At 39.3% G+C, this 26,424-nt stretch carries 18 protein-coding genes; 8 read left to right on the forward strand and 10 right to left on the reverse strand.

Annotated elements, in window-relative coordinates:
* Positions 1–11: 11 nt before the first annotated feature.
* The 6 genes from AABK36_RS18925 to AABK36_RS18950 all read right to left on the reverse strand — a co-directional run bounded on the left by AABK36_RS18925 (position 12) and on the right by AABK36_RS18950 (position 9,631).
* The gene (locus AABK36_RS18925) at positions 12–1,451 is read right to left on the reverse strand and encodes a sensor histidine kinase (RefSeq protein WP_309936717.1); all 1,440 of its coding nucleotides are present in this window, start codon (positions 1,449–1,451) and stop codon (positions 12–14) included.
* Positions 1,441–2,808 (reverse strand): sigma-54-dependent transcriptional regulator, encoded by a 1,368-nt coding sequence (locus tag AABK36_RS18930; protein ID WP_338390296.1) that lies wholly within the window; start codon positions 2,806–2,808, stop codon positions 1,441–1,443. The genes AABK36_RS18925 and AABK36_RS18930 overlap by 11 nt, the downstream gene beginning before the upstream one ends.
* Before the next feature lie 208 nt (positions 2,809–3,016).
* Entirely contained in the window at positions 3,017–3,610 is a 594-nt protein-coding gene (locus AABK36_RS18935) for a hypothetical protein (RefSeq protein ID WP_309936719.1), read from the reverse strand.
* 327 nt (positions 3,611–3,937) lie between these two features.
* Positions 3,938–8,371 carry a T9SS type A sorting domain-containing protein gene (locus tag AABK36_RS18940; RefSeq protein ID WP_338390297.1) on the reverse strand — a complete coding sequence of 1,478 codons (4,434 nt, stop codon included), beginning with the start codon at positions 8,369–8,371 and terminating at the stop codon, positions 3,938–3,940.
* An 18-nt stretch (positions 8,372–8,389) separates the two neighbouring features.
* Complete coding sequence (locus AABK36_RS18945; RefSeq protein WP_309936722.1) at positions 8,390–9,013, reverse strand: hypothetical protein; 624 nt, start codon at positions 9,011–9,013, stop codon at positions 8,390–8,392.
* Positions 9,014–9,049: 36 nt separating this feature from the next.
* Complete coding sequence (locus AABK36_RS18950) at positions 9,050–9,631, reverse strand: hypothetical protein (RefSeq protein WP_309936723.1); 582 nt, start codon at positions 9,629–9,631, stop codon at positions 9,050–9,052.
* Positions 9,632–10,392: 761 nt separating this feature from the next.
* On the opposite strand from AABK36_RS18950, the gene AABK36_RS18955 reads away from it, so the two are divergent.
* The 5 genes from AABK36_RS18955 to AABK36_RS18975 all read left to right on the forward strand — a co-directional run bounded on the left by AABK36_RS18955 (position 10,393) and on the right by AABK36_RS18975 (position 14,637).
* Positions 10,393–11,133 carry a sporulation delaying protein family toxin gene (locus tag AABK36_RS18955; RefSeq protein ID WP_309936724.1) on the forward strand — a complete coding sequence of 247 codons (741 nt, stop codon included), beginning with the start codon at positions 10,393–10,395 and terminating at the stop codon, positions 11,131–11,133.
* A 109-nt stretch (positions 11,134–11,242) separates the two neighbouring features.
* Complete coding sequence (locus AABK36_RS18960; protein WP_309936725.1) at positions 11,243–11,758, forward strand: SdpA family antimicrobial peptide system protein; 516 nt, start codon at positions 11,243–11,245, stop codon at positions 11,756–11,758.
* Complete coding sequence (locus AABK36_RS18965; RefSeq protein WP_309936726.1) at positions 11,751–12,761, forward strand: sporulation-delaying protein SdpB family protein; 1,011 nt, start codon at positions 11,751–11,753, stop codon at positions 12,759–12,761. Before AABK36_RS18960 ends, AABK36_RS18965 begins: the two co-directional genes overlap by 8 nt.
* Positions 12,724–13,110: a thiol-disulfide oxidoreductase DCC family protein gene (locus tag AABK36_RS18970; RefSeq protein WP_309936727.1), complete on the forward strand. Its 387-nt coding sequence runs from the start codon at positions 12,724–12,726 to the stop codon at positions 13,108–13,110. Before AABK36_RS18965 ends, AABK36_RS18970 begins: the two co-directional genes overlap by 38 nt.
* A 9-nt stretch (positions 13,111–13,119) precedes the next feature.
* Positions 13,120–14,637, forward strand: coding sequence for a zinc-dependent metalloprotease (locus AABK36_RS18975; RefSeq protein WP_309936728.1), 1,518 nt, complete (start codon positions 13,120–13,122; stop codon positions 14,635–14,637).
* Between the two features lie 359 nt (positions 14,638–14,996).
* Here the strand turns inward: AABK36_RS18975 and AABK36_RS18980 are convergent, their stop codons facing one another.
* The gene (locus tag AABK36_RS18980) at positions 14,997–15,872 is read right to left on the reverse strand and encodes a YicC/YloC family endoribonuclease (RefSeq protein ID WP_309936729.1); all 876 of its coding nucleotides are present in this window, start codon (positions 15,870–15,872) and stop codon (positions 14,997–14,999) included.
* Between the two features lie 204 nt (positions 15,873–16,076).
* Between AABK36_RS18980 and AABK36_RS18985 the strand changes: the two genes are divergently transcribed.
* The 3 genes from AABK36_RS18985 to hemA all read left to right on the forward strand — a co-directional run bounded on the left by AABK36_RS18985 (position 16,077) and on the right by hemA (position 20,368).
* Positions 16,077–17,987, forward strand: coding sequence for an AMP-dependent synthetase/ligase (locus AABK36_RS18985; protein WP_309936731.1), 1,911 nt, complete (start codon positions 16,077–16,079; stop codon positions 17,985–17,987).
* Positions 17,988–18,128: 141 nt separating this feature from the next.
* Positions 18,129–18,803 carry a metal-dependent hydrolase gene (locus AABK36_RS18990; RefSeq protein ID WP_309936732.1) on the forward strand — a complete coding sequence of 225 codons (675 nt, stop codon included), beginning with the start codon at positions 18,129–18,131 and terminating at the stop codon, positions 18,801–18,803.
* A 284-nt stretch (positions 18,804–19,087) separates the two neighbouring features.
* Positions 19,088–20,368, forward strand: coding sequence for a glutamyl-tRNA reductase (hemA, locus tag AABK36_RS18995; RefSeq protein ID WP_309936733.1), 1,281 nt, complete (start codon positions 19,088–19,090; stop codon positions 20,366–20,368).
* A 214-nt stretch (positions 20,369–20,582) separates the two neighbouring features.
* Here hemA and AABK36_RS19000 read toward each other — a convergent pair whose 3' ends face one another.
* The 3 genes from AABK36_RS19000 to AABK36_RS19010 are packed head-to-tail and all read right to left on the reverse strand — an operon-like array spanning position 20,583 to position 26,407.
* Positions 20,583–23,282, reverse strand: coding sequence for a GH92 family glycosyl hydrolase (locus tag AABK36_RS19000; RefSeq protein ID WP_309936734.1), 2,700 nt, complete (start codon positions 23,280–23,282; stop codon positions 20,583–20,585).
* Positions 23,279–24,424: a hypothetical protein gene (locus AABK36_RS19005; protein ID WP_309936735.1), complete on the reverse strand. Its 1,146-nt coding sequence runs from the start codon at positions 24,422–24,424 to the stop codon at positions 23,279–23,281. Before AABK36_RS19005 ends, AABK36_RS19000 begins: the two co-directional genes overlap by 4 nt.
* A 21-nt stretch (positions 24,425–24,445) precedes the next feature.
* The gene (locus AABK36_RS19010; protein ID WP_309936738.1) at positions 24,446–26,407 is read right to left on the reverse strand and encodes a sialate O-acetylesterase; all 1,962 of its coding nucleotides are present in this window, start codon (positions 26,405–26,407) and stop codon (positions 24,446–24,448) included.
* Positions 26,408–26,424 lie beyond the last annotated feature (17 nt).

The raw sequence follows: 26,424 nt of genomic DNA on the forward strand, positions 1-26,424 counted from the left end.
CTTTTTTATTGTTAATTTATCGCATCAGCGATTTCTTTCTTGAACTTCAGCGTAAATTCCGTTCCCGCTCCCAGCTTGGATTTCACTGATATTGTGCCCAAGTGCTGTCTTATAATCTGCTTGCTCAAACTCAAACCAATTCCAGAGCCTTCTTTTTTTGTAGTAAAAAACGGCACAAAAATCCGCCCTAATGCATCCTCATCAATACCTTTTCCATTGTCACTCACATTTACTTGCAGCATATCCTTATCTGTAGCGTCCTTGACAACAACGTTCACATACTTGTTAGCCTCATCCATTTTCATCGCCTGAATAGCATTTTTAATAAGGTTTATAAATACTTGCTCAATCTGAGATTTGTCAATTTCCACTATAGGGCTTTGAGATAAATCCGTAATATTCAACGATACATTGGCTTTTTGCAATTCCGCCAAATGCAAAGTCTTAATATTTACCAATAGCTCAAAAAGGTTCTCTTTGCTGATATCAGGCTTCGGGATATGAGTGATATTTTTAAAATCGTTGACAAAACTAATCAAGCCTCTGCCTCTCTTTCCAATAGTCTTGACAGCCATTCGAATATCATCCATGGATTCCGCAAAGTCTTCTTCCTTGCTTTCATTTGACTGAAGCTCTATGATCTCGTCCTCTATGGTTTGGGACAGTGAAGTAATTGGCGTCACCGAATTCATAATCTCATGAGTAAGAACTCTTACCAACTTTTTCCAAGCCTCCATTTCGTTTTGCTCCAGCTCTGTTTGCAAATTTTGCAAAGCTATAAGCTTAACGGGACGATCCATATAATTCAATTCTATCGCAAATATCGAAAGTTGAATAGTATCGTCTTCTTGTTCTATCTTTACTAAAGTCCTTCCACCTGTCTTCAAGGATTTAAACTGATCGACCAAAGAAAGGCTGATCGGTTTCAACTCATTGATATTCTTATGCTGTCCGCATTTCAATAATTGCCTTGCCGCCGAATTGAAAATATGTATCTTACCGCTTTCCTCAAAAGAAATCAAGCCAATCTCTATATGCTGTATGATCGTTTTCAGATGGCTGAATTGGGACTGCTTGACTTTCTGTTTTTGCTGATTTTGCCGAAGTTGCTGTTGGTAAATATTGACTAAATAGTTTTGCAATGAGCCTTGCTCGTTGCTGGAAAACTGTCGATTATTCTTGCTGTCCACAAGCTTGTCCGCAAAAAGCTTCACATCAGAGATTATCTCGTCAAAAAAAACAACCAATTTATAACCTAACACCACGACCAAGCCCAGCATTCCCATCACCACATAGTATTCATAGTCGCCAAAAAAGGTATAAACCATCATGGCAACACACAGAGCAAACAAGCCCAACTTGATCAAAACGGACTTTCTAAAGTCTTCACGGCCATTGACACGATTGTTGGAAAGCCTCTCCGCCCAACTCCGAACTCGATCAGATTCCATGCTTTTCCAATCTTCTGTACAATGCGGCTCTGGTGATACCCAATTCTCTTGAAGCCTTTGAAATATTGCCCTTGTACTTGTCCAATGCCTCTTGGATCACTTTTCGTTCTATCTCTTCAAGGTTATAATTGTCAAATGCCATGTCATGACGATCGCTTGCCTCAGTTCTCAAAAACGAAAAATCTTCTTTGCGCAAAAACTGATCCTCGCACATGATCACAGATCTTTCGATAGCATGCTGCAATTCCCTTACATTTCCTGGCCAAGCATATTCCTCAAGCTTTGCTAAAGCCCCTGCTTGCAATTGCTTTGACTTCTTATCGTATTTTTTGCAATATCTTTTTACAAAGAATTTGGCCAACTCTTCAATGTCTTCTTTTCTTTCGCGCAATGCCGGCAATCTAATCTCAACAGTATTGAGACGATACAATAAATCTTGCCTGAATGTCTTATCCTCCACCATCTCATGCAATGACCCATTAGTAGCAGCGATAAGCCTTATATTAACATCTATTTCCTTGTGATCACCCACACGACTTACTTTTCGTCTCTGCAATGCTGTCAATAATTTAGCCTGCAAAGGCAAACTCAAATTGCCAATTTCATCCAAAAACAGCGTTCCATCATGCGCTAGCTCAAAACGTCCTTTTCGATCCTCATGTGCGTCGGTAAATGATCCCTTCTTATGGCCAAATAGCTCGCTTTCAAAAAGGGACTCGGTAATCGCTCCCATATCCACATTCACAAAGACCTTCTCTTTTCTCTTCGATCGTTCATGAATCGCTTTGGCTATCAATTCCTTTCCAGTCCCGTTCTCACCCAATATCAATACATTGGCATCCGTGCCGGCAATTTTGTCAATGATACTGAAGATCTCTCTCAAAGATTCGCCAGAACCCACAATTCCCTTCATAGGCCCCTCTTCCTGACTCTCCTCTTCCACGTCTTGCTTTGCTGCCATGCTTTCCGCGTTTTGAGCAGATTTTAACGTTTCGATAAGCTTGGCGTTTTCCCATGGCTTGACCACAAAGTCCATAGCTCCGATTTTCAATGACTTGACTGCCAGTTCGACATCTCCAAAAGCTGTAATCATCACAACCTTTGCATTAGGCTGACGGTCCAATATCTCTTCCAGCCAATAAATGCCTTCCTTGCCGCTTGCCGTGTCATCTGTGTAATTCATGTCAAGCAAGATGAGATCATATTGGTAGTTGTTAAGCAAAAAAGGAATCTTCTGAGGGTTTTTCTCTATTGTCACTTCCTGCGCATGCTTCTTCAGCAGCATTTTACCTGCGAACAACACATCCTCGTCATCATCCACCATCAATATTCTTCCAAGCACCTTATCAGCGGCCATAATTCTTATCATTTTGAGATAAAACAAAGTCAAGTCTAATCATTTTGAAGATAGGAAAAGCGCTATTACTTTCCAAAGAGATTAAAATCAGCTTTGAAATGATTTTTCCAATAGAATTTGAGTTCCAAAAAATTCTCCTATTTAAGTTAATGCATAAAAAAAGCGAACCTGAACAGCCCGCTTTAATTTCGTATTTAGAAGAACTTATCTAGACACTTTGCAAAACCTTGGCTTCAACCTCGCTTTTATCTGTCTTCATTAGTATAATCAAGAGGATTGATATCGCCATTGCGAAAATATACGTCATAGGATTCAAATAGCTCTGAGCGAAAAATGTTGAGTCCACATTGACTTCCATTACCTCATTTAGAGCTTGCTGACTGAATAACAGTCCGTAGCATATCATTGAAGTTAGTGCCAACATTCCTTTTTCCTTAAACCCATAAAGCAACCACGGAATAAGCGTCATCGCTAATTGCGAGCAAAAGAACGAAACCAAAAAACCTTCATTAGCCTGCACTATCGAAGCCTGAAACATCGTCGCAAGCGTCAACATTTGAAATGACGCAAAGAACCTTGCTATCTGAAACATGCCCATCTTGTTCATGAACAACAATGTCGCTGAAATTGCGAACAATAACACCGGATAAATCACAAGTGGTTTGTAGTGAGCGTAAATAAAAAAGGAATAAGTAAAGCCTATCATCAAACACATCCACAGTACTTGATTGCAAACCTTAATCTTAGCTTTGGTATAAGCGTCTTGATTTTCCTTAATTCCTAATAAGAAGTAATTTTTCATTTTAGTAGTAGTATATAGTTGTAATATTCCTTTTTATCTAGCTATAAAGCCGATATTAAAATGACACTAAACTAAAAAATATTATTCCTTAAACAGGATATGAAAATCAAAACAATAGCTTTTTAAGTCAATTTACTCAGGGTAAAAGCAAATCAACAATCAAAAATAAATAAATATTTTTACGATAAAATACAAAATGAAAAAATACCGTTATTTATATCAAATATAAATTCTCATCAAGACCGAATTCTTATGAATATAAAAATTCAATGTAGACAAAAGAAAAAAGCACGAAAAATCGTGCTTTTTAGCGTTAAAATAATTAGCTTAATTCTTAACAAATTTAAAATTATATATTTCTGTTTTATCAGCCAAAATACGTAAACTATATACTCCATCGGGTAAAGAGGAAACTTCTATTCCATTAGATAAATTACTATCCATTTTATGAATTAATAACTTGCCCGACACATCAAAAACATAAATGTCAAATTTCATGTTTGCAGCCCCTTCAAAATCAACATACAATTTTTCTGTAGTTGGATTTGGGTAGATTTTCATATTATAAATTACTTCTTCGATTGAAGTAGGCTCCACAATTTCGCCTTCTTTCACATTCACTTTCACAAAGCGAATTTCACTTACTGACTCACCATCCGAAACCTGAATTGCCACTGACAATTCTCCAAGATAGTTCTCAAAAGGCACTATTTCATTACCATCAAATGTATAGTTGGCTCCTTCAAGCACTTTAATGAAGAACTTCTCCGGCTGGCTATCCACATCATAAATTTCAAGATCCTCCAGAGTGATTTGCAAGGTCTTGTTTTGCTGCATTTCAAGAGTATCAGCGGATACTATCACCGGCTTGTCATTGACAGGAACTACCAATAATGGGAAGTCATAAATCGGACTTTCGCTTTCATTTGAAACAAGCCTGATTGGAATGTCCAATTCCCCATTGAAATCTGTGGAAGGCATGATGATCCCTCCGTCCAAAATTTGGTAATTTTCGCCTTCCAATATTTCGATTGATATATTGGAATATAATTCAGCATTCTGCACTTCTAACAAGTCCAAAGTCAATGCAAAAGGCATATCCTCTTCAACGGCATAAGAATCTTTTGCTTTGTCAATTTCCAACTGATGAAGAACAACTCCAATCGCCAAAGCTGCAGATTCACTAGTCAAACTGCCATTTGTCAAATGCATATTAACCGAGATAACCGTACCTTCAAAACCATCATTTAAAAATATGGTATTATCAATCTTGGAATAGTTTTGACCTTCCTCCACGACTAATTGCCATTGGCTTAAGTCAACATTTCCTTCATTCTTGATGATCAGGTCATCTATATTCAAAGTCAGTCTTTCAGCCGTCCCCAATACATAGTCATCTTTGAAAGCTAAGATCAAAGGCAATTCATCTGGTTCAATAACATCGATAACCGTAACCGTAGCTTCGAACACTTCACTGTCGCTGACGCCGTCATTTACTTTCAAGCTAACTGTCAATGTTCCTATGAAATCCTGAGACGGAGTGATTGTCGTTCCATTAACTGTATAATTATCCCCATCAATCACTACAAGCGTGAAATCTGTTGGATAATTACTATCTGCATCCGTTACTGTCAAGTCTGAAAGCTCAATCGTAAGAGCAGTATTTTCATTCGTAGACAAATCATTCACAAGACCTGTGATTACTGGAATTTCATCCTCTTCTACGATATCGATTACCGTAACCGTAGCTTCAAACACTTCACTGTCGCTGATGCCATCATTAACTTTTACATTAACTGTCAATTCACCAACAAAATCTTGATCCGGAGTGATTGTCGTTCCATTAACCGTATAATTATCACCGTCAATCACTGTAAGCGTGAAATCTGTTGGATAATTACTGTCTGCATCTGTTACTATCAAGTCCGAAAGTTCAATGGTCAATGCTGTGTTCTCATTCGTCGACAAATCATTCGCAAGACCTGTGATCACTGGGATTTCATCTTCTTCCACGATATCGATTACCGTAACCATAGCTTCAAACACTTCACTGTCGCTGATGCCATCATTAACTTTTACATTAACTATCAATTCACCAACATAATCCTGAGCCGGCGTGATCGTAGTACCTTCAACAGTATAATTATCACCGTCCAATACAGTCAAGGTAAAGTCCGTTGGATAATCACTATCCGCATCCGTAACTGTCAAGTCAGAAAGATCAATGGTCAATGCTGTGTTCTCATTCGTCGACAAATCATTCTCAAGACCTGTGATGACTGGGACTTCATCCTCTTCCACGATATCGATTACCGTAACCGTAGCTTCAAATGCTTCACTGTCGCTGATACCGTCATTAACTTTTACATTAACTTTCAACTCTCCAACATAATCCTGAGCTGGAGTTATAGTCGTTCCATTAACCGTATAATTATCACCGTCGATCACTGTAAGCGTGAAGTCTGTTGGATAATCACTGTCTGCATCTGTTACTGTCAAGTCTGAAAGCTCAATTGTCAAAGCTGTGTTTTCATTCGTTGACAAGTCATTCGCAAGACCTGTGATCACTGGAATTTCATCCTCTTCCACGATATCGATTACCGTAACCGTGGCTTCAAACTCTTCACTGTCGCTGATGCCGTCATTAACTTTTACATTAACTGTCAATTCACCAACATAATCCTGAGCCGGCGTGATCGTAGTACCTTCAACAGTATAATTATCACCGTCCAATACAGTCAAGGTAAAGTCCGTTGGATAATCACTATCCGCATCCGTAACTGTCAAGTCCGAAAGCTCAATCGTAAGAGCAGTATTTTCATTCGTCGACAAATCATTTGCAAGACCTGTGATGACTGGGATTTCATCTTCTTCCACGATATCAATCACCGTAACTGTAGCTTCAAACTCTTCACTGTCGCTGATTCCGTCATTAACTTTTACATTAACTTTCAACTCACCAACATAATCCTGAGCCGGCGTGATCGTAGTACCTTCAACAGTATAATTATCACCGTCCAATACAGTCAAGGTAAAGTCCGTTGGATAATCACTATCCGCATCCGTAACTGTCAAGTCTGAAAGCTCAATTGTCAAAGCGGTATTTTCATTTGTCGACAAATCATTTGCTAGACCTGTGATGATAGGTGCCTGATTTATTGCTTCATTTACTATTATGCTAAACGGATAAATATTGCTATCATTAGTGCCATCATTTACTCTGGCTCTGACAGTTAAAGTTCCATTAAAGTCCGCATCTGGAGTAATTGCATTGTCCTGCAAAGTATAATTATCACCATCCATGATGGTCAATGTAAAATCAGCAGGAAAATCACTATCTGAATCTGTTACAACAAAATTGTTTAACGCAAGGTCTAAAGTAGCGTTCTGCTCAATAACTAATGGATTCGAAAGTCCTGTTATTACCGGCACACCATCTCCGTGGTTTTCCACATCGCCTAAGACGACAATAGTAGTTAAGACTGGTCCCCATTCCAACATTTCATTTCTAACCCTAATGTTGAATTGATGAATACCTGATTCAAACGGCAATTCAACATCTTTCGCTTGAAGCATTTCTGAAAATGAATCAAAATTCCCATCTTTTGCGGCAAACGGAATACCATTTCCTTCTCCCGGATCATTGTTCCAAAAATACTCTGCAGAAACCACTGTAGACGGACGTTTTTTTACAATGATAGGCACATTCAAAGTATTAGATACATTAGAGCCGTCTGTTACCTTTACCGGAACTATGATTGTGCCTTCCACAGTATAATTAGGCGTAACGGACGTGCCATCAATCGTATATTCATTTCCTTCTTCCAGTATTACTCTCAAGCTGGAAATATCACTGTCTTTATCTTCTACAGCAAGATCCGAAAGCAAGATCTCCACAGCATCGCCTGCATAAGTAATATATTCTTTTCGTTCGTACTTAAGAAGAGGCTTGCTGGTATTGCCTGTTACAATGATTGTAGTCAATGCAGGTCCCCATTCGAGCATCTCGTTTTGTACGCGTATACTAAACTGGTGCACTCCCGCCGAAGGCATATCCACCTCTTTAGCGCTTAACATCTCAACAAATGAATCATAACTTCCATCTTTTGCTTCGATAGCTGTCCCATTTCCTTCGCCGGGATCTTCTCCCCAATAATACTCCGCCCTGACAACAGTAGAAGGCTTAGGATTCACTTTAACAGGAACAATATGCGTATTGGATTCATTCAATCCATCTGATAACTTGACAGGAACATTTATTATCCCTTCAAACGCATAATCCGGAGTGACAACAGTCCCGTCAAATGTATAATTGTCTCCTTCCGAGAGAATGACAAAGATGCTCCCTTTTGGACTGTCCTTATCCTCATAGGCTAGTTTATCCAAACTAATATCAACAGGTATGCCCGCATAAGTCTCAAATTCTTCTCTCTCATACTTCAAAATCGGAGCACTGGTATTCCCGGCAACGACGATAGTCGTCAGCACTGGTCCCCATTGTTCCAAGCTCTTATCATATACACGTATATTCAATTGATGTACGCCATCTTGAGAAGGCACAGATGCTTCATTTTTGATCAATGCCTCAACGCTCTGATCAAAACTTCCATCCACGGCTTCCATAAGTATGCCATTTCCTTCTCCTGGATCTTCATTCCAAAAAAACTCAGCCTTCTGGACTTGAGCCTTCGCGAAATGATGAATCAAAAGAAAGAAACACAACAAACTCAGCAAACGCACCGACCTTGTCATCTTTTCCATATCAAAGTTCATAAGCTATTACTTCCCTGTTTTAGCTCCAGCTTCGATATCTATGATAACTCCCGGCAAGAATTTATTATTCTCTATCATATCAATAAAAAAAGCGGTAGGCAGATTAGTTTCAAATTCAGTACCTGCCGGATGATAATACATCTCAAATGGAAATGGTCCGCCAGACTTTCCTTGAGTATTGCGAGTACGGTCTATATTCGAATAGGTAGCTTCAGGATGTCCTTGATTTTTGACTAATTCTGCTCCTTCTGTAGATTGAGATCCTTTATTTCGAATCGTTATTTTGCTCACATCTGCATAATCCACTTGGATATGATTATAACTCGCAACCCCAGGTTGGTCAAAAATATTAATATAAGCCATTCCTTCAACACTCCCTTTGGCTTTAATTTCAAATTCATTATTTATGAAGTCTTTATATTCCGTTACTGTACCAATACCAGCTAAAATTGTTCCTGATGAACTTCCTGAGCTTATGCCATTACCACCTTCTTTTAACGTAAAGTCTTCAACTATAAATGTATTATTTAAAATCTTGAGTTTTGAATCTTTATTCCCTTCTAAATTAATCAAACCAAATACTTTATTGCCCAGCATTCTAATCCAACTTGAGGCCATAAAATTTCCCACATACAAACTCTTTATTTCATTCCCAATAAGCATTAACTAACTAGAAACAGATGTTGTATTATTATTAACCAACCTTTTTATATAATTACCAATAATTAAGTCCTTATATGATTTATTTATTGTAAAAACACCTTTAATACTATTATTAACAAAATAACCTTTTGATTTTTGAAAAACAGTTAGGTTTTCATTAACGATGCAATTATATAAATCAACAGTATATCTTAGATAATTATTACCAGAATTTTCAACGTGTTCCAAACTTTTTAACTCTAAATTTATCAATTTCAATGTATAGTTATAATTTGAATAAGATCCATGATAGGTAATATCAAAATCTAATTTGGGTCTTCTTATCGCATTAGGAGATGCCATGATAATGATATTTTGTGATCGTATTAAAATATCTTCACCCGTATAAGCACTATTCGGATCAGTACGATTTTCAATAATTACTCTACCATCAACCCCTGCTGCCCTGATTGCATCTTGCACACTACTGTATGTACCATTAAAGCCATGCTCAGTCACATAAACATCCTTAGCACTTGCAGTACCCATCACTGCCACGATCATCATGATCACAGCGAATAGTTTTGTTTGTTTAGTTTGTTTCATTTTTAGATTAATTACCAACGATTAAAACATAACAAAATTAATAAAAAACATACTTTAAATTATTTATCATGAAAAATTATAAATTAGTGGTGACATATTGTAATTATAATCATTCTCAAAATCACTTTTCATATTTAAAAAATAATCCCCCATCCAAGAAGACTAAAAAAACGGCTTAATACGCTGTTGATTAATAATACATATTATTAATTCATCGTTTTTATAAAATTTCAATTAGCAATAAGGAGTTTTCAATTAAAAAAACAAACGAAAATTCCACCCTTATTAACAAAGATTGCTTTCCATATTCAGATATAAAATAAGGGCTGCGAAACAGCCCTTTTAGTTTAATAAGCAATGTTTATCACGATCAGTTTTTAATGATTTTCTAAACCATCCTCCTTAGTATTTCCTCCAGAGGTAAATAAAGTGGTGTCAAAATCAATCGTGATAATGTCTAGTATCTATTTAAAATTATTTTGACATATCAACTCTCAAGAGATTGAGAAAAACATCCCTTTAATCCCCCGTCGAAAGGTGGAATTCGCTATTTATTAGGCTAAATAACTAATATTAAACACATGCTTACTCAATAATATTTGTCACGATTTTTTCATGAATTTCTTGATCAATCGCCCTTTCAATTTCCTAATGAGAAAAAAATGGAATAAAAAAATAAGGTGCGATATAAATGCACTTCCCACAACTATCATTGCATCACAATCAAACAATTAAATACTTTTTAAAACCTAAAAAAAACAATGGAAAAATTAAGAAAAATTTTCTCAAACCAAGCTTTCATTTTTAGCTTAATCTTCAGCATCACTGTATCGCTTTCAAGCTGTAACAACCAATCATCTTTAAATGAAAGTTCTTCAGTGACTAAAGTTGGGGGAGAGGAAATCTTCAGAGCCGCGCTAATGATGGATGCGGAAGATCTTGCCGAAAGAATACCTACTTATTCAGACTACATTCCTTACTTGGGGAACTTAACGCCTGAGCAAGCGATCAAAAGAGCTGAAAACAACGACAATATTATTGCTGTCATCAAGAGTTTGGATCCATCATTTTTCGAAAATTTTGAGCAAACAATCAAAAGCGATGATCCTTACGCAATCAAAGAAATCTTGGGTAAGGCAGCTAACTTGCTTACAGTCGCTACTTACAAGCTGAATCATAAGCTTGAGGAAAACGCTGAAATGGACAATATCACGGCAAGCATCGATTTCAACCAGTATGATATCCAATCCAAAGACAGTCTTAACAAGCTTGTTGAAGACATCAACAACATATATACTTCCCAAAGTAGCATTGACGGCCCAAGAGGCAATGCATGCGTTGTAGGTCCTGTAGCTATAGCTGTAGCTATTGCTGTAGTAGTGGTCGCTGTTGCCGTAGCTGTTATTAGAGGTGAACAAGGAGCTCCAGGTCCTAATAATGAAATCCAAGACAATGATTACTTGATGGAATCACTTGTTAAAGATTTAATTCTTAACTATTAGTCCATCAAAATTTCCCCAATGATGGTCAGTTTTCAACTCCATCGTTGGGGTGATTTTACAAATACGCTTTTCATTAATTTATTACCGCATTCTCCTAAATACTTTTAACATGTATTCTAAGCTGTTTTTTTACATATTCACAAGCTTTTTGGCCTTCTTGCTATTCGCCTCGGTAGTCATCAGCAGCTTTCCCAAAAGCGCCATAAGCATGCCCGGCAACGTAAAGTATTATCTCAACGCACTTGTGCCACAGGGTTGGGGATTTTTCACCAAATCTCCAAGAGAAAACTATTTGACCTTATACGAAGTAGAAAATGATCAACTCATTAAGATTCCGCTAAATAACTCAGACATTAAAAATTATTTTGGATTGTCCAGAATGGGAAGAAGCCTATTCATGGAAATCAGCATCATCAAAAGCCAAATCTCCGAATCCGAATGGTCAAAAGGCTTCGACAAGAGTATTTCACTTGAAAATGCATATCAAGTTAACAATACAGATTTTCTTCACTATTTGAAAAAAGGCAAATACGTCATCGTCGAAGAAAACTTCATCCCTTGGAACTGGGCCAATCTCATAGAATCAAACACTAATAAATTCATAATCATCGAATGCAATGGATAATATAGCCAACCTTCCTCACAGAATTCTAAGTATTTTTGAAAGCATTTCTTCCAAAAACCCATTTACAAATGTCTATGGATTAGGCCGCAGTGTGCTTGCTTTGGGAATGTTCCTTACCTTGCTTTTCAACGAAAAGGAAATTCTCTTTCCTCAACACCTATTCCATGCAAATATCGCGGACAGCAGATTCATCGAGTCAACCAATCTCTTTTTTATTTTCGGACTGGAACATTACTGGGCCTCATTACTGATCTCTTCGATAATACTTTTATCAGTGATCAGCGGGTACTTTCCTAGAATCACAGGCATATTGCACTGGTGGGTGACATTCAGTTTTTTCAAATCAGCAGCAATCATCGAGGGCGGAGATCAAATCGCTGCCACAATAACCCTATTGTTGATTCCAATCACTTTGTTGGACAACAGAAAAAATCATTGGAACAAAATCGAACATAAATCAAATCCTTTCTCCAACTACATTGCGTATATTTTCTTTCTCTTTATCAAAATACAAGTTGCGATCATATACCTTCATGCCGGCATTGACAAACTATATAAAGTACAAGAATGGGTAGACGGAACCGCCGTTTATTACTGGTTCAACAATTCTATTTTTGGCCTATCAGATGCCCTTTCGGGAGGTTGGTTGGAACACAGCCTCAATAACGCATTAGTTGTGCAATCCATTAGCTGGGGTGCCATAGCTTTTGAAATATTATTATTTGGCACTCTCTTCATGTCATTTAATAAGAAAAAATACTTCCTCTTCTTTGGCATATTATTTCACTTTGGGATCATGCTTGTTCATGGGCTGGTGACATTTTACATGACAATGACCTGCGCGCTGATTCTATATATTCTACCTCCGGAAATGATCATCAATGCAAAACTTCCTGATTTTAAAAGCAAGTGGACGACTCTACTCTCCTACTTTAAAAGAAGCCTACCAGCAAACGATAAATCCTATGCCCAAACACAAGCATACCATACTATTCGACACTGATTGCATCTTTTGCAACAAAAGCATGCAATTCATCAATGACAACAAGAGAGAAAACAATATTGATTTTCTCTCCTTACATTCCAATGAAGCGGGCAAATTGCTCAAAGCTTATGGCTACTCTTTTCCCAAAGGTCAAAAAAACAGTCTGATTTTCATCAATGAGAATCGCTTATACGATCAATCAAGCGCTGCGCTAAGGATAGCTTCCATTTTGAAAAGCCCATGGTCGTTTCTAACTGTATTTCTCTTCATTCCCAAAAGCCTTAGAGACTGGTGTTATATGGAGTTCAGCAAAAGAAGACATAGCTTCTTCACCACCAGCGACACTTGCTTTATTCCTGACAAATAATATACGCTAATGAAGCATACTCTATTATTAACACTTTTATTTTTTCTTCAGCATGCATCCATAGCTCAAGTCAATACTCCTCCTCTCCGATGCCAAGTTAGCGGAGAGCGTCACGAATTGAGCATTATGCGAAAAGCGAAGCCTATTGCTTCTTCAAACAGAGAATATATCATTCCTGTCGTCGTGCATGTGTTCAATCCTGAAAAAGGGATGACTCCGATAGATTATGATCTCATCAAAGACGCTTTGGAAAAAACTTCCGATGATTTCAAAGGCTTGTCCTCTGATTGGTCTGACGGATCCATTGATCAAGAATTTGATCACTTGAAAGAGCGTCTTAATATTAGATTTGAATTAGCTAAAGCCACACCTTGGGGTACTGTAACCAATGGCGTCATTTTTTACGATGAGATAAAATCAGGCTTTGCCAATGATATCATTTATGATCAAGAAATCGCCTCCTATGCTTGGGATAATTACAGCTATTTGAACATTTACATTATGAATGACATATATGGCAACGGCATATTGACTCATTCGGGAGTATCTTTCTTTCCCAATAAAAACATGTCGGATCAAAAGCTTTCAAGAGTCGTTTACAACGGAAGATACCTTGGCAGAAATACCGATGAGGAATTCAGATCTGTATTTACTCATGAATTAGGCCATTGGCTTAACCTCAAGCATACTTTTGAAGGTGGCTGCCTTGACTTCAATGATGATGATGGAATAAAAGATACGCCAAAAGTCAAAAACAATGACATCAAACACGGTAGAACACTCAACTGCAACAATAATTATATCAATTGGCAAAACTTCATGGAATATTCCTCAAAGTATTCCATGTTCACAAAAGAGCAAGTAAATGAGATGAAAGAAACGCTCCAACTTTCCACGCACAAAAACCTTTGGTCTACTGAGAATTTGATCAAAACAGGAATTATCGAACATTCATACCTTTCGACAGAAAGCCCTGTCATTATCAAATACCATCCCGAAACCATGATGATCAAAGAAGCATTATTGCATAAAATAAAAATCTACGGAGATAATAATTTCAACAGCTCTATTAACTATCATATCAAAACATTCAATTCAAGCTCAGAAAGCCATTCCATTGATTTCGCAATTTCAGAACTCGACAGTAAAAGTATTGCTTTGGAATTTCAAGGTCAATTAAGTTTGCTGAACAATCTTCCAAATACATTAGAGATTGAATTCGAGAATTCTTCTTTTGAAAAAGATCTAAAAAGCGAAAACAGAACAATTCCAATATATTTTCTTGAAGAACTTGAAATAGATAATTCATTGGCCATTTTTCCCAATCCATGCGAGGATTTTATTACCATAAAAAATGCCAAGGATAAAACCTGCGTTTTATACAACTCACAAGGAAAAATATTAAGCACAACACGTATTGAGTCTAACCATCGCATAATAGATTTAAGGCCATACAAATCAGGTCTGTATATAATCAAAGTCTTTGGCCAAAATTTCAATAGCATTCAAAGGATTCAAAAAATATAGATTTTCGGTTTTCTCAAGACAAAAAAGGATATCGAAGAATATGATATTCGTGCAATAATAAAAGGGCTGCGAAACAGCCCTTTTATTTTCATAAGTCTTACTTATCACGATTAGCTTTTTATGATTTTCTAAACCGTCCTCCTTTGTATTTCCTCCAGAGGAAAGTAAAATGGTATCAAAATCAATCGTGATAATGTCTAGTATCTATAAAATTATTTTGACATATCAACTCTTAAGAGATTGAGAAAAACATCCCCCTTAATCCCCCGTCGGAATGGGGAATTCGCTATTTTCAAGCTTCTATTTTATACTTGAAAACAGGGAATTTATTTTGATCATCTAATTAATTTGCAACATCGTTACAGCACATTAAGCGCTTGTTCTTTGATCTTTTCCAGCTCATCCTTCATCTGCACTACGATGCGTTGAATTTCCGAATGATTCGCCTTGGAGCCGATCGTGTTGATCTCGCGACCAATTTCCTGGCCGATGAAACCGATCTTCTTTCCATTGGACTTCGGAGCGTCAAGCACTTGATCCAGATAATCCAAATGACTTCTCAACCTTACTTTTTCCTCGCTGATATCCAGTTTCTCGATATAGTAGATCAACTCTTGCTCAAATCTATTTTGATCCACATCCGCTCTTCCCTTCAGCTCGGTTAGATTTTGCGATATCCTTGCCTTGACAGTCTCGATACGCTCATCCTCATACGTAAGCACTTTTTCCAACAAGGCTCCGATATTGTCCTTGTATTCGGTCAGCTTCACTGCCAGCGTTTGCCCTTCATGTCTTCTAAATTCATCGCATTTGCCAACGGCTTCGATCACGGCTGATCGTATGTTCTGCCATAATTCCGCATTGCCGTCGTCTTTTTTGCTCACGGCTACTTCGGGCATTTGAAAAGCCAGCTTGAAAAGCTCCTGCTTTGGAGCGTCCACATCATCAGCCAATCGTTCCAAGTCTCCGTAATATTTTCTAAAAAGCGCGTCGTTGATTTCAACTCTTGGAGTGTCGTCTTCTTTTTTGGAAAAATCGATGATCAAAGCGATCTTTCCTCGTTCCAGCTTTTCAGAAAGGAGGTTTCTCACTTCGATTTCCTTTTCCATAAATATCCTCGGCAACTTGATATTGGCGTCGAGGTACTTGGAGTTAAGCGACTTTATCTCAACAGACACGGAACAATTTTCATTTTCGAATTGGGCTGTGCCGTATCCTGTCATGGACTTGATCATAAGCTAAGGATGTAGATTTGATGAATATAAATATATAATGTGTTTCAAATTATGTGGCGGGCCATAAAGCCAAAGCCAATTCTAATGTCCATAGAATAATCATTTATTCAAAGAAAAATAATGCCATTTATACGATAAACCTTTGAGGAGAAGTTCTTGATATAGTTCTTGCAAGGCCTTAATTTTGCGCCTCAAGTTTGAAAGATGGAAGGAAATAGAACTCTTATAGCTTTATTTGAAGACAGCGTTAGAAACTTCGCTGACAATCCGGCGTTTTGGGAAAAGCGCGACGGACAATACGCGGCTACTTCATATAAAGAGCTCAATGAGCTGATAAGAAACTGCGCGGCGGGACTTATACAACTGGGATTGAAAAAAGGTGAAAGGACAGCTTTGATTGCCGAAGGGCAACGCAATTGGCTGATCAGCGAATTGGGCATACTCTTCGCCGGCGGCGTCAATGTGCCCATATCGGTCAAAATCAACGAGCCCTCGGAGCTCAAGTTCAGGCTGAACCATTCAGGGTGTCGTTTCGCAATCGCCTCAAGCTTCCATCTGGAAAAAATACGCGCTTTGCGAGAAGACTTGCCTGAGCTGGAAAAAATCATCGTAATGGATGACGAAATCGAATTGATGCCGGGAGAAATGCGATTCAACGAACTCCTGAGCTTGGGCAATTCGCTGAATCTATCAACTCCCCAGCAATTGGAGGATAGAAAGTCTCAAGTCCAAGAAAACGATTTTTCCAATATCTGCTATACATCAGGCACAACATCGGATCCTAAAGGCATCATCCTCACGCACCGCAACTACACGGCCAATGTGGAGCAAGCTGCGGAACTTATGCCTAACATAGAAGAATATCGCACCTTGCTGATATTGCCATTGGATCACTCGTTCGCCCATACAGCGGGAATATACGGCATCATCGTCAAAGGAGCCAGCATGGCTTCAGTGGAGATCGGCAAAACGGCGATAGATACGCTAAGAAATGTGCCGAAAAACATTCGTGAAATTTCGCCGTCATTCCTGTTGAGCGTGCCAGCATTGGCCAAAAGCTTCAAGTACAATATCGAAAGGGAAATTGTCGCCAAAGGAAAACGCACAGAGAGTTTTTTCCGACAAGCGATGAAATTCGCCTACAAGTACAACAAGGAGGGCTGGAACAAAGGAAGCAAATGCTCTCTTACAGATCGCATACGATACAAAGTCTACGATTATTTTATTTTCCGAAAAATCAGAGCCTCATTCGGCCCTAATTTGAAATTCTTCATCGGAGGAGGAGCTTTGCTTGATATCGAGCTTCAAAAATTCTTCTATGCCATCGGCATACCGATGTTTCAAGGCTATGGTCTTTCCGAAGCCTCGCCAATCATCTCAGCCAATATGCCACACAAGCACAAGCTTGGCTCAAGCGGATATATTGTCAAAAACCTCAAAGTCAAAATCTGCGACGAACAAGGCAAAGAACTTCCTCTAGGCCAAACTGGCGAAATAGTCGTCAAGGGTGAAAATGTCATGCATGGCTATTGGAAAAACGAAAAAGCAACCGCTGAAACGATCAAAGACGGTTGGTTGCATACAGGAGACATGGGGTATCTGGATGAGGATAACTTCTTGTACGTCCGAGGCAGATACAAAAGCTTGCTGATCAATAATGACGGAGAAAAATACGCTCCTGAAGCTATCGAAGAAGCTATCGAGGAGCGCTCGGAGTACATCAAGCAAATCATGCTCTACAACAGCCAAAACCCATACACAGTGGCCTTGGCTTATCCTGATATGGAAAAACTCAACCGCAAGCTTGCCGAGATGAACCAATCCATTCATACGGAAGCTGGAAGAAACAGCGCTTTCAATCTGATCCAAGAAGAACTTGAGTTATTCAAAAAAGGCGGAAAATTCGAAAACATGTTCCCTGAGAAGTGGCTGCCGCAATCCATCGGACTGCTTGCCGAAGGCTTTACAGAGCAAAACCATTTTCTCAACAACACCATGAAGCTCCGCAGGCATTTGGTCATAGAGTACTACAAAAACCGCATAGAGAAACTATACACTCCCGAAACCAGAAAACTGTCCAATGAAGACAATATCAATGTTTTGAAAAAACTTTAACTACAGGAATTAATCTAATCGCATAAATTAATATACTATTCAAATATTGATAATACTTTTAGCTTGAAAAATTTGTGAATATAACCAAATTAGTGGCATATTGTATGATTCTAAAATTATTAGTCAAGACAATCACCACGCATGGCAGGGTTCACAGGTCATTCCATCGCGGGAGGCGTAGCTGGCGTAGCCGCAAGCATAGCTTCCGTGGAGCTGCTTAAGCTCAATATCAACGAGGCAATTATTATAGGATTGCTATTTTATTTGGGAAGTTTATCTCCCGATATCGATGCCAATAAGGCGATCATCACCCGAAAATTCTTCAAATATTTCGGTCTGTTGTCTGGCGTTATCTGCTCCATTATTCTTTTCAAGAAAGTGGAGTATTATCATGTTGTCGTGATTATAGGCGGTTCCTGGGCCTTGAGCGTGTATGTTATCAAGCCTATATTCAATCAATACACGAAGCATAGAGGATTGTTTCACTCGATTCCCGCAGGCATGGTGATCTCCGGATTATTCGGACACCTGATACTCTGGCTCAACAACTACCGAAGAGAGTTGAAAATCTCAAAATTCGATGATGAATTCGTCAAATTCGCGGCATTGGCCTTTTTGCTGGGTTATATACTTCATCTCATCATAGATGAAATTTGGAGTCTTAAGGGAATGAAGTCTTCATTAGGAACAGCCCTCAAAGTTTATGAGCAAAAGAAAGCTCCAAGCTATATTTTAATGTACTTGATCGCCATGGGATTATACGCTACGATCCTCCCTATCAAATGGAAAAAACTTCTTTTTATCAGCGGATTTTGAGACAAAAATCAAGCAAAAGACACCTGTTGATCACTAAATATTCGGAATAAAGTCAAAATCTTACATGATTTTATTTTCACCCATACCACCAACATATGACAAATGTCATTGATTTTGATGTTCACTATCAAGGATATTTGTGAACAAGTTCAAATAATTCATATACGTTCTTTGTTTGGGAAAACAATTATTTGAATTAATTCTAAATTAATACTAAATGGCTCAATTTTACACAAGATTTACGTTTTAATGACGTAATTTTGAAGTGAGAGGGGAGAAAAGCTATGTACAATAATTTTAAAACCACCAGTCTTTCTTACAAGCATGCGCCGATAGAAGTGCGAGAGCTTGTCGCCTTGGATGAAACAGCCTGCAAAAGTCTGCTCAGAATGATCAAGGAGCATACAGACATTTCTGAGGTGTTGATTTTATCCACGTGCAACAGAACAGAATTTTACTATTGCGCAGATGAAGATCGCACAGTGGAACTGGTGAAATTATTATGCATCCACAAAGGCTACTCAGACTCTTCAAGCATTTTACCTTTTTTCCATTGCATAGACGATAATTACGAAGCTCAAAAATACTTCTTCAGGGTATCTATGGGACTTGAGGCGAAAGTGATCGGAGATATTCAGATTTCCAATCAAATCAAAAGAGCCTACCAATGGTGCGCTGACGAGGAATGCGTTGGTCCGTTTTTGCACAGATTATTACATACCATATTCTATAGCAATAAAAGAGTTTCTCAAGAAACAGCTTTCAGAGATGGAGGTGCTTCTGTAGCCTATGTTGCGGCTGAAATGGCGGAGGACTTCGCCAGTCAAATCATCACGCCAAAAATCCTAGTATTAGGCGTAGGAGAAATAGGAACGGATGTATGCAAAAACCTTGAAACAGTTCCTGAAGGCACTGAGGTTTATATCATGAACAGAACGCGCTCGAAAGCTGAAGCTTTAGCGGAAGAATGCGGTCATCAAGTGATGGACTTCAGCCGAATGAAAGAAGCTGTTCAGGAGTGCGATGTGATCATCTGCTCTATCGCAGCGGATTCGCCATTCATTACCAAGAACATGGTGGAATCGCTTAATATTCCGGGATACAAAATGTTCATCGACCTCTCTGTGCCTAGAAGCATAGAATTGGGTGTGGAGACTGTTCCGGGCGTAGTGCTTCAAAACATTGACACGATCTCTGAGAAAACGAACAAAGCCGTTCAAAAAAGAATCGCTTCCATACCTGATGTTGAGCGAATCATCGAAGAGACTTTGGATGAATTTGGTGACTGGAGCAAGGAGATGACTGTGTCTCCTACCATCAAGAAGATGAAAGACGCTCTGGAGCAAATCAGAAAAGAAGAGATGGCTCGATACCTCAAAAAAGCCAGCGACAAAGAAGCCAAGATGATCGATCAAGTAACCAAGTCAATGATCCAAAAAATCATGAAGCTTCCTGTATTGCAATTAAAAGCAGCTTGTAAAAGAGACGAGGCAGAGACTCTTATCGATGTTCTTAACGATTTGTTCGACTTGGAAAAAGCCGCTGAAAAGACTCCAAGACAATAAGCTTTATTTATCGCGATTATTTTCACTTAACAATCTATTTCGATCTAATGACAGCTCGTTAGACGATAATCAATATATGCGCAAAAATAATTGCGACCATATCCTGCATAAAGTTTTTATTTAAATCAAAAAAAGGCCAAGCTGAGTGATACGCTTGACCTTCCAAGGGGAATTTAAAAGGGAAATTAATCTTCGTTATGCATTTTAAAAAAACCTATAGCGGTTTGCCCCAATCTTTGTTTGGTTGATCTCCAAGCCAAATTTCCAATAAACCTCCTTTTGTATAGTCGTCATGGCTAAACTGAAAAGCCTCATGATTATCTCCATTCAACTTAACCGATTGGATATACATATTCTCTTTACTATTGTTATGCGTCTTGATCACAAAGCTTTCTCCTGAATAGTAATCCGAATTCAACTGAATAGTGATCTGATCGAACACAGGACTTGTAATGTCATACTTAGGCTTTTGCTCCAAGCTGCCTTTCACGTCAAACAACCCTATCGACATCAAAGCGCTCACGCCACCCATCTGCCCTTGATCTTCATCATGGCCTCCGTAGCCTTTATCCGGAGTAATTCCTCCATAAGCTTGCTCATTGACTTTTCTCACCCAATACTGTGTCAAATAAGGCTTGCCCGCATGGCTGAACACATGGGCATTGGAACAACCCGGCTGGTTCGCATAACTAACATAGCCATCGCTATAGCCAAAGACAAAGTCATCGCCTTCGGCCTGTTCAAAAGCATGATTAAGCTTATCCGAAAACTGATCCTTGCCTCCCATTAAGTCCACTAATTGAGGTATCGCATGAGAAATCCCCCATGTGCCTTGCCAAGCATTCGCTTCTATCCAGCCTGAACCATTCAAAGGATCGTCATGTAACCATTGTCCGTTCGCAGTCTTTGGAAACAAGAGTTTTTGATCTTCCCTGAAAATCTGCTTCCAGCCCTTGGAACGTCTTTCAAATTCTCTGGCATCTGACTTTTTTCCTAGCTTGACAGCCACTTGAGCCAATCCCCAATCCTGAAACGCCCATTCAATCGTTTTACCGGCATTATCAGGGCACCATCCATTCTTGATATAAAATTCCAAATCCTCGGAACTTTCAAAACTCATCATTCCTCCCGGCAAATGATTGGATTTCATCAATTTAAAAGCATCGGCAGGCTTGGCTTTCGTCAAAAGGTCTTTCATGATAGCACTTGAAAGCATATTGGAGGCAGGAGTTCCTGTCATAATAAACGAGTATCCGCCCACACACGCACCTCTAGGCAATAGCTTTCCATTTTTAGCATATTGAACCAAGCAAGCTGAGAAATCATCCAAAACTTCCGGCCACGCCAGTCCCCAAAGCACATTCAGATTCCACTGAGTCAACCACAAGGCATCAAAGCTATACATGTTGAATTTCGCTTTGCCATTCTTATCCATAGGCAGTTTGCGAACTTTCTTGGATACGGAAGTTCTCTTATCAACATATTCTCCATGCGTGTAATCAGGATAATATCCATTGGCGTCGTTGATGATATGCCTTCCTAACAACACATGCCATAAATCGGTGTAAAATTTAGTTTTCTGAGGAATCGTACCGCCTTGCACATCAATCTTAGCCATCTTTTCATTCCATATAAGCTGAGTCTCCGATTTCACTTTGTCAAAATCCCAATGGCTGAGTTCATTCTCCAAGTTGTAGATCGCATTTTCCACACTTGTGAATGATATGCCTATTTTCATTTTCAAGGTTCCTATTCCCTCTTGGAATTTCAAATTGAGCCTAGCTTCATTGCCCTTTACGGAAGACTTCCCTTCTGTCAAAGCATCGCCAACCCAAGAATCAGCGTCTTGAATCGGATGATCAAATTCAACCACGCAGTAAACATCAATGGAATCTGGTCCTCCCCAAAATCTATCCACCGACTTAAGACTTCCAACAAGTCTTTGATCAGATACTTGTTTCAGGTCTGCTTCCGTCATCGTCGCATTTCCAAGTTTGCTGCCCAGATCAACGATCATGCGGGGCTCAACTTCTGCGTCCACATAATTCATTCGATAAAACGAGACTCTTTCCGTCGCTGTATACTCCGTCCAAACATTGTATCTTTCAAGAAACAGTTTATGATACCCTGGTTGGATGACCTCATTTTCATGCTTGAAAGCCGATTTCCACGACTCTTCTCCGCCGCCAACTTCCACATCGCCGACATTAGGCATTATATTCACACCCGAAATCATCCAATCATTGATCTGGTTGAAACCTCTTATCTCCATAGAGTTGTAATTGTAACCTCCACCTCCTTGATTTTTATTTCGAGTATACGCGGCAGCGGCTACCATACCAAATGGCCGAGCTCCCGGAGTGCAATAAAACCATCTGCCTCTGGTCGTTTCAATATACGGATCAACCCAACTAACATAATCCTCAAAATCCTCTTGCGCTTGATAAACCTCAAACTCCGATAAACCTATATCTTTGCCCTCACCATCAGTCGCTTCAAATTTCACCCAAGAGATTTCCTTGGTAGGGAAAGTGATTTCCTTTGCAGATCCATCCACTGGAATAGCTGTGACGCTTATAGTACTGCCATCGCTAAAGTGCAAAGTCCCTCCAATCAAATTCTCATTAATATCAGGTCGGTCATAAAGCCTAATCTTATTCGTTTTGACTGGCTTTTCCCAATCTAGCTGAACCCAAGGCAAATACATCACTCCCCAAGAGTGCACATAGCCTTTGCAAGCCCATTCTCCTTTGCCTTTTTCCATGATGATCCCATCAATCACATGATCAGGCCCAAAGTCCTCAGATAGGTAACTGGACGCTGATACTTTAGCTTGAGGGGCAATGTTTGAAGGAGTGGCGTATGCCGCCAAATTCACAAACATTGCAATAATCGCTATCGATAATGCCCTCATATTTTTTCCGATTTTGAGTCTCCCAATATCAACTGAGTAGGAACACTGATAAATCTTGGTCTGTAAATGCTTGCGTCGGTAAACAAGTCTTCAAACACTAGCGTGTTCACATTGTACGAAACTAAAATTCTACCGTCTTTCTCCAATTGCGGATGTATCATCGCATTGTAAGTATACACAGTGCTGTCCGCATCTTGCTCGGTTGTTCTGTATATATTGACCTTATTGTCCCAATTACCGAAAGGCTCATCGGATGTGAATGTATAAATATCCGGTTCGCCTATGCCTCTTTGCTGAGTCAACAATACGAAAGAATCTTTCATCTTAACTACATTGAACTGTTCTGAAATCTGCACAGTAGACAAGCCTCCCATCGGTTGTGTAGACATTGGGTTGTCATTCCAGCCACTGCCATCGAAAAACTCCCAATCCTTTTCCAGACTTCCTTGTTTAGCTCTAGCCACGTGAGCTACTGAATTTCCTTCGTCTGTAGCTTGAGCCCCGTAGATATATACAAATTCGCCATCTTCAACCACCGCATGTCCATAATGAACTCCATTGTCATTGGAATAAGGGATATCGTATCTTTCCAATATTGAAAAGTCCTCCAATGAATAAACCAATAAATCCGTAGACAACCATTCAAAGCCCCAAATGCTATTCGGGTCTCGCTGGAAAAACTCAGACATGAAAACATATAGCTTACCGTCTTTTTCAAATCCTGTTCCCGGCCAATACCAATGATCATCAGCAAACGGTTCGGCAATAGCCTCGTTATGTCCATCCAAAGTATTGAATATTGGCTTGATGCCTCCATCCAAACCATCCAAGATCATGAAGCTATTATGTATGAATGGAGGATCTTTCTCCTCTCTTGTATTATCAACAACTTTATCTAAAAATGAGTCTCCAAACAAAAACAATGATCTTCCATCGCTCAAAGGAATGGAATAAGTTCCGTCAGCGCCAGTAATTTGCCCATCCACTTCAGACATGAACATCTTTGTAAATGCCGAGTCGATATAAACGCTGGCGTTGGTCAATTCCTCAGATTTTTCAACTCCACTATTATTAGAATCACTATTTTGACAAGAAAACATTGAGGCCAAAGCCAATGCGCAAAACAAAAAATTTAATCTCATACCACTTCAATTAAAAAACTATCAATCAAAATCATAATGTTTGCCTTCCGTCGACAGCACCAAAGTATCAGTCCTGAAGGGATGTGCCGGCAAGCCACTATCTTTTCCATACAAATTCATCTCTCCGGGATTATCTTCCCAAAGATATCTCAATGCCGATGGTCTATCATCCGCATTTGCCCTTACTTCCACCTTATTGCTTGCAAGCAATTTCGCTTTTGCCCAAGCAAATTCTCCGGATTCGCCAGACAAGACGAATCCTCTTACATATCCATATTTTCCTTTGACTTCCAAATCTTGATCAAAGGTCAAAATCACACTCTTCTCCTTGTATTCGACCTTCTCTAATCTCGGGCCTTGTTGATAACAAGAGCCCCTGTCATAAACCATTGACAACACCCCTTCTGCCAGCCTTCTTCCGACCTCCTGCTTATTATGCGGATGTATATCATAAGCGTCTCCAAGATCTATAGCTGTCGCCATGCACACTTGCTCGACCTTATCCGAAACACGTTGTTGCGATTCTCTCAACTCCGCCCACTCGCTGTCCGCGTATGAATCCTTCTCAAGATTAAAATTGGCCAGTTGAACAATCGCAAAAGGCAAATCAGGCTTTGAGAATGTTCTTCTCCAGTCCTCAATCATTGCTTCAAGCAGTTTTTCATAGTCCGCCGCTCTGGAAACATTCGACTCTCCTTGATACCAGATCACGCCTTTAATTTTCATATCGGCCAAAGGAGCGAGCATCCCATTATACAAAACGGAAATAGAGCTAAACGGGCTCACATTGACAATATCAGGAACTTCAAAACCATCCGTTTCCAATCTATAGTCTTCCTGATAAACCCATTCACCAGATAAAATATCCGAAGCGAATAATGGATGAAAATTCAAACCGCCATTATCGCCAATGTCAAATACTCTAAGAACTAACACATTGCCTTTAGCTTTAAGGTCATCAGTAGCGACCTTGTAATGCCTCCAAACTTTATTGCCAAATGTTTCTCCTACCTTTAACCCATTGACCCAAGCGATATCATAGTCATCGATAAGATTCAAGTCCAACAATAAAGTATCTCCTTCGAAGCCTTCAGGAATATCAAATGACGTTTTGAACCATACGGCTCCATCATAATCTTCCAATCCGGCATTTTCCCAATAAGCGGGTAAATTTATCGGCTTCCATTCCGAGAAATCATGAATCGGCGAATACCACTTTTCATTCAATCCCTCGCCTTTCAAATAATGTTTGTCATCCCAGTCTTTCCTAAATACTGAAAACGCTTGTTCTACTTCCTCAAAATACTTGTCTTGAGAATTCACAAGCACTCCCTGAAATTCTGGAAACTTCTCCAATGCTTCTTTTGACATCCAAGGCTCGATAGCGGTTCCGCTCCAGTTCACTGAAATAAGACCAACAGGCACGTCAAGCGAATCCGACAAATTCTTTCCAAAAAAGTATCCGACAGCGCTCAAGTCTTTCACTCGATCACCTGTGGCATAGAGCCAACCTTCGCCAGCGATATCCTTGCGAGGAAGTCCATCCATTCTGCTCTCCACATTGAAGAATCTGATATCTTTTGAATCGGCGGATTTTGCCACTTGATCGGCATACGGAAACATGCCCACAGAATACTCCATATTCGATTGTCCCGCGCAAAGCCAAATATCGCCAAAAGCAACATCTTCCAACTCTATGCTTTTTCCATCGTTGCTGATCGATATTAAATGATTCCTTCCAGCTTTCTGGGGAGGCAAAGACAATTGCCAATCCCCTTTTCCATCTACACTCGTTCGAGCAACTCTGCTTCCGTCAAGGCAAACCGACACTTTACTGCCGGGACGAGCTTTGCCTTTAATGACATTAACCTCACCTCTTTGCAAAACCATGCCACTGGAGTAGTAATCAGACATTTCCAATCCAAAAGCCGGCGCTTGCAATCCGCATAAAAAAGCCAATATGGCGACAATTAAACTACGCATAGCTTTGCATTTAAAAT

The organism is Aureibacter tunicatorum, from assembly GCF_036492635.1.
Classification (GTDB): Bacteria; Bacteroidota; Bacteroidia; order Cytophagales; family Cyclobacteriaceae; genus Aureibacter; species Aureibacter tunicatorum.

What these genes read in the sequence shown, in the direction of transcription:
- AABK36_RS18925 (WP_309936717.1), bottom strand. Translation starts at nt 1,451, where the DNA reads ATGGAATCTGATCGAGTTCGGAGTTGGGCGGAGAGGCTTTCCAACAAT.
- AABK36_RS18930 (WP_338390296.1), bottom strand. Translation starts at nt 2,808, where the DNA reads ATGGCCGCTGATAAGGTGCTTGGAAGAATATTGATGGTGGATGATGAC.
- AABK36_RS18935 (WP_309936719.1), bottom strand. Translation starts at nt 3,610, where the DNA reads ATGAAAAATTACTTCTTATTAGGAATTAAGGAAAATCAAGACGCTTAT.
- AABK36_RS18940 (WP_338390297.1), bottom strand. Translation starts at nt 8,371, where the DNA reads ATGGAAAAGATGACAAGGTCGGTGCGTTTGCTGAGTTTGTTGTGTTTC.
- AABK36_RS18950 (WP_309936723.1), bottom strand. Translation starts at nt 9,631, where the DNA reads ATGAAACAAACTAAACAAACAAAACTATTCGCTGTGATCATGATGATC.
- AABK36_RS18955 (WP_309936724.1), top strand. Translation starts at nt 10,393, where the DNA reads ATGGAAAAATTAAGAAAAATTTTCTCAAACCAAGCTTTCATTTTTAGC.
- AABK36_RS18960 (WP_309936725.1), top strand. Translation starts at nt 11,243, where the DNA reads ATGTATTCTAAGCTGTTTTTTTACATATTCACAAGCTTTTTGGCCTTC.
- AABK36_RS18965 (WP_309936726.1), top strand. Translation starts at nt 11,751, where the DNA reads ATGGATAATATAGCCAACCTTCCTCACAGAATTCTAAGTATTTTTGAA.
- AABK36_RS18970 (WP_309936727.1), top strand. Translation starts at nt 12,724, where the DNA reads ATGCCCAAACACAAGCATACCATACTATTCGACACTGATTGCATCTTT.
- AABK36_RS18975 (WP_309936728.1), top strand. Translation starts at nt 13,120, where the DNA reads ATGAAGCATACTCTATTATTAACACTTTTATTTTTTCTTCAGCATGCA.
- AABK36_RS18980 (WP_309936729.1), bottom strand. Translation starts at nt 15,872, where the DNA reads ATGATCAAGTCCATGACAGGATACGGCACAGCCCAATTCGAAAATGAA.
- AABK36_RS18985 (WP_309936731.1), top strand. Translation starts at nt 16,077, where the DNA reads ATGGAAGGAAATAGAACTCTTATAGCTTTATTTGAAGACAGCGTTAGA.
- AABK36_RS18990 (WP_309936732.1), top strand. Translation starts at nt 18,129, where the DNA reads ATGGCAGGGTTCACAGGTCATTCCATCGCGGGAGGCGTAGCTGGCGTA.
- hemA (WP_309936733.1), top strand. Translation starts at nt 19,088, where the DNA reads ATGTACAATAATTTTAAAACCACCAGTCTTTCTTACAAGCATGCGCCG.
- AABK36_RS19000 (WP_309936734.1), bottom strand. Translation starts at nt 23,282, where the DNA reads ATGAGGGCATTATCGATAGCGATTATTGCAATGTTTGTGAATTTGGCG.
- AABK36_RS19005 (WP_309936735.1), bottom strand. Translation starts at nt 24,424, where the DNA reads ATGAGATTAAATTTTTTGTTTTGCGCATTGGCTTTGGCCTCAATGTTT.
- AABK36_RS19010 (WP_309936738.1), bottom strand. Translation starts at nt 26,407, where the DNA reads ATGCGTAGTTTAATTGTCGCCATATTGGCTTTTTTATGCGGATTGCAA.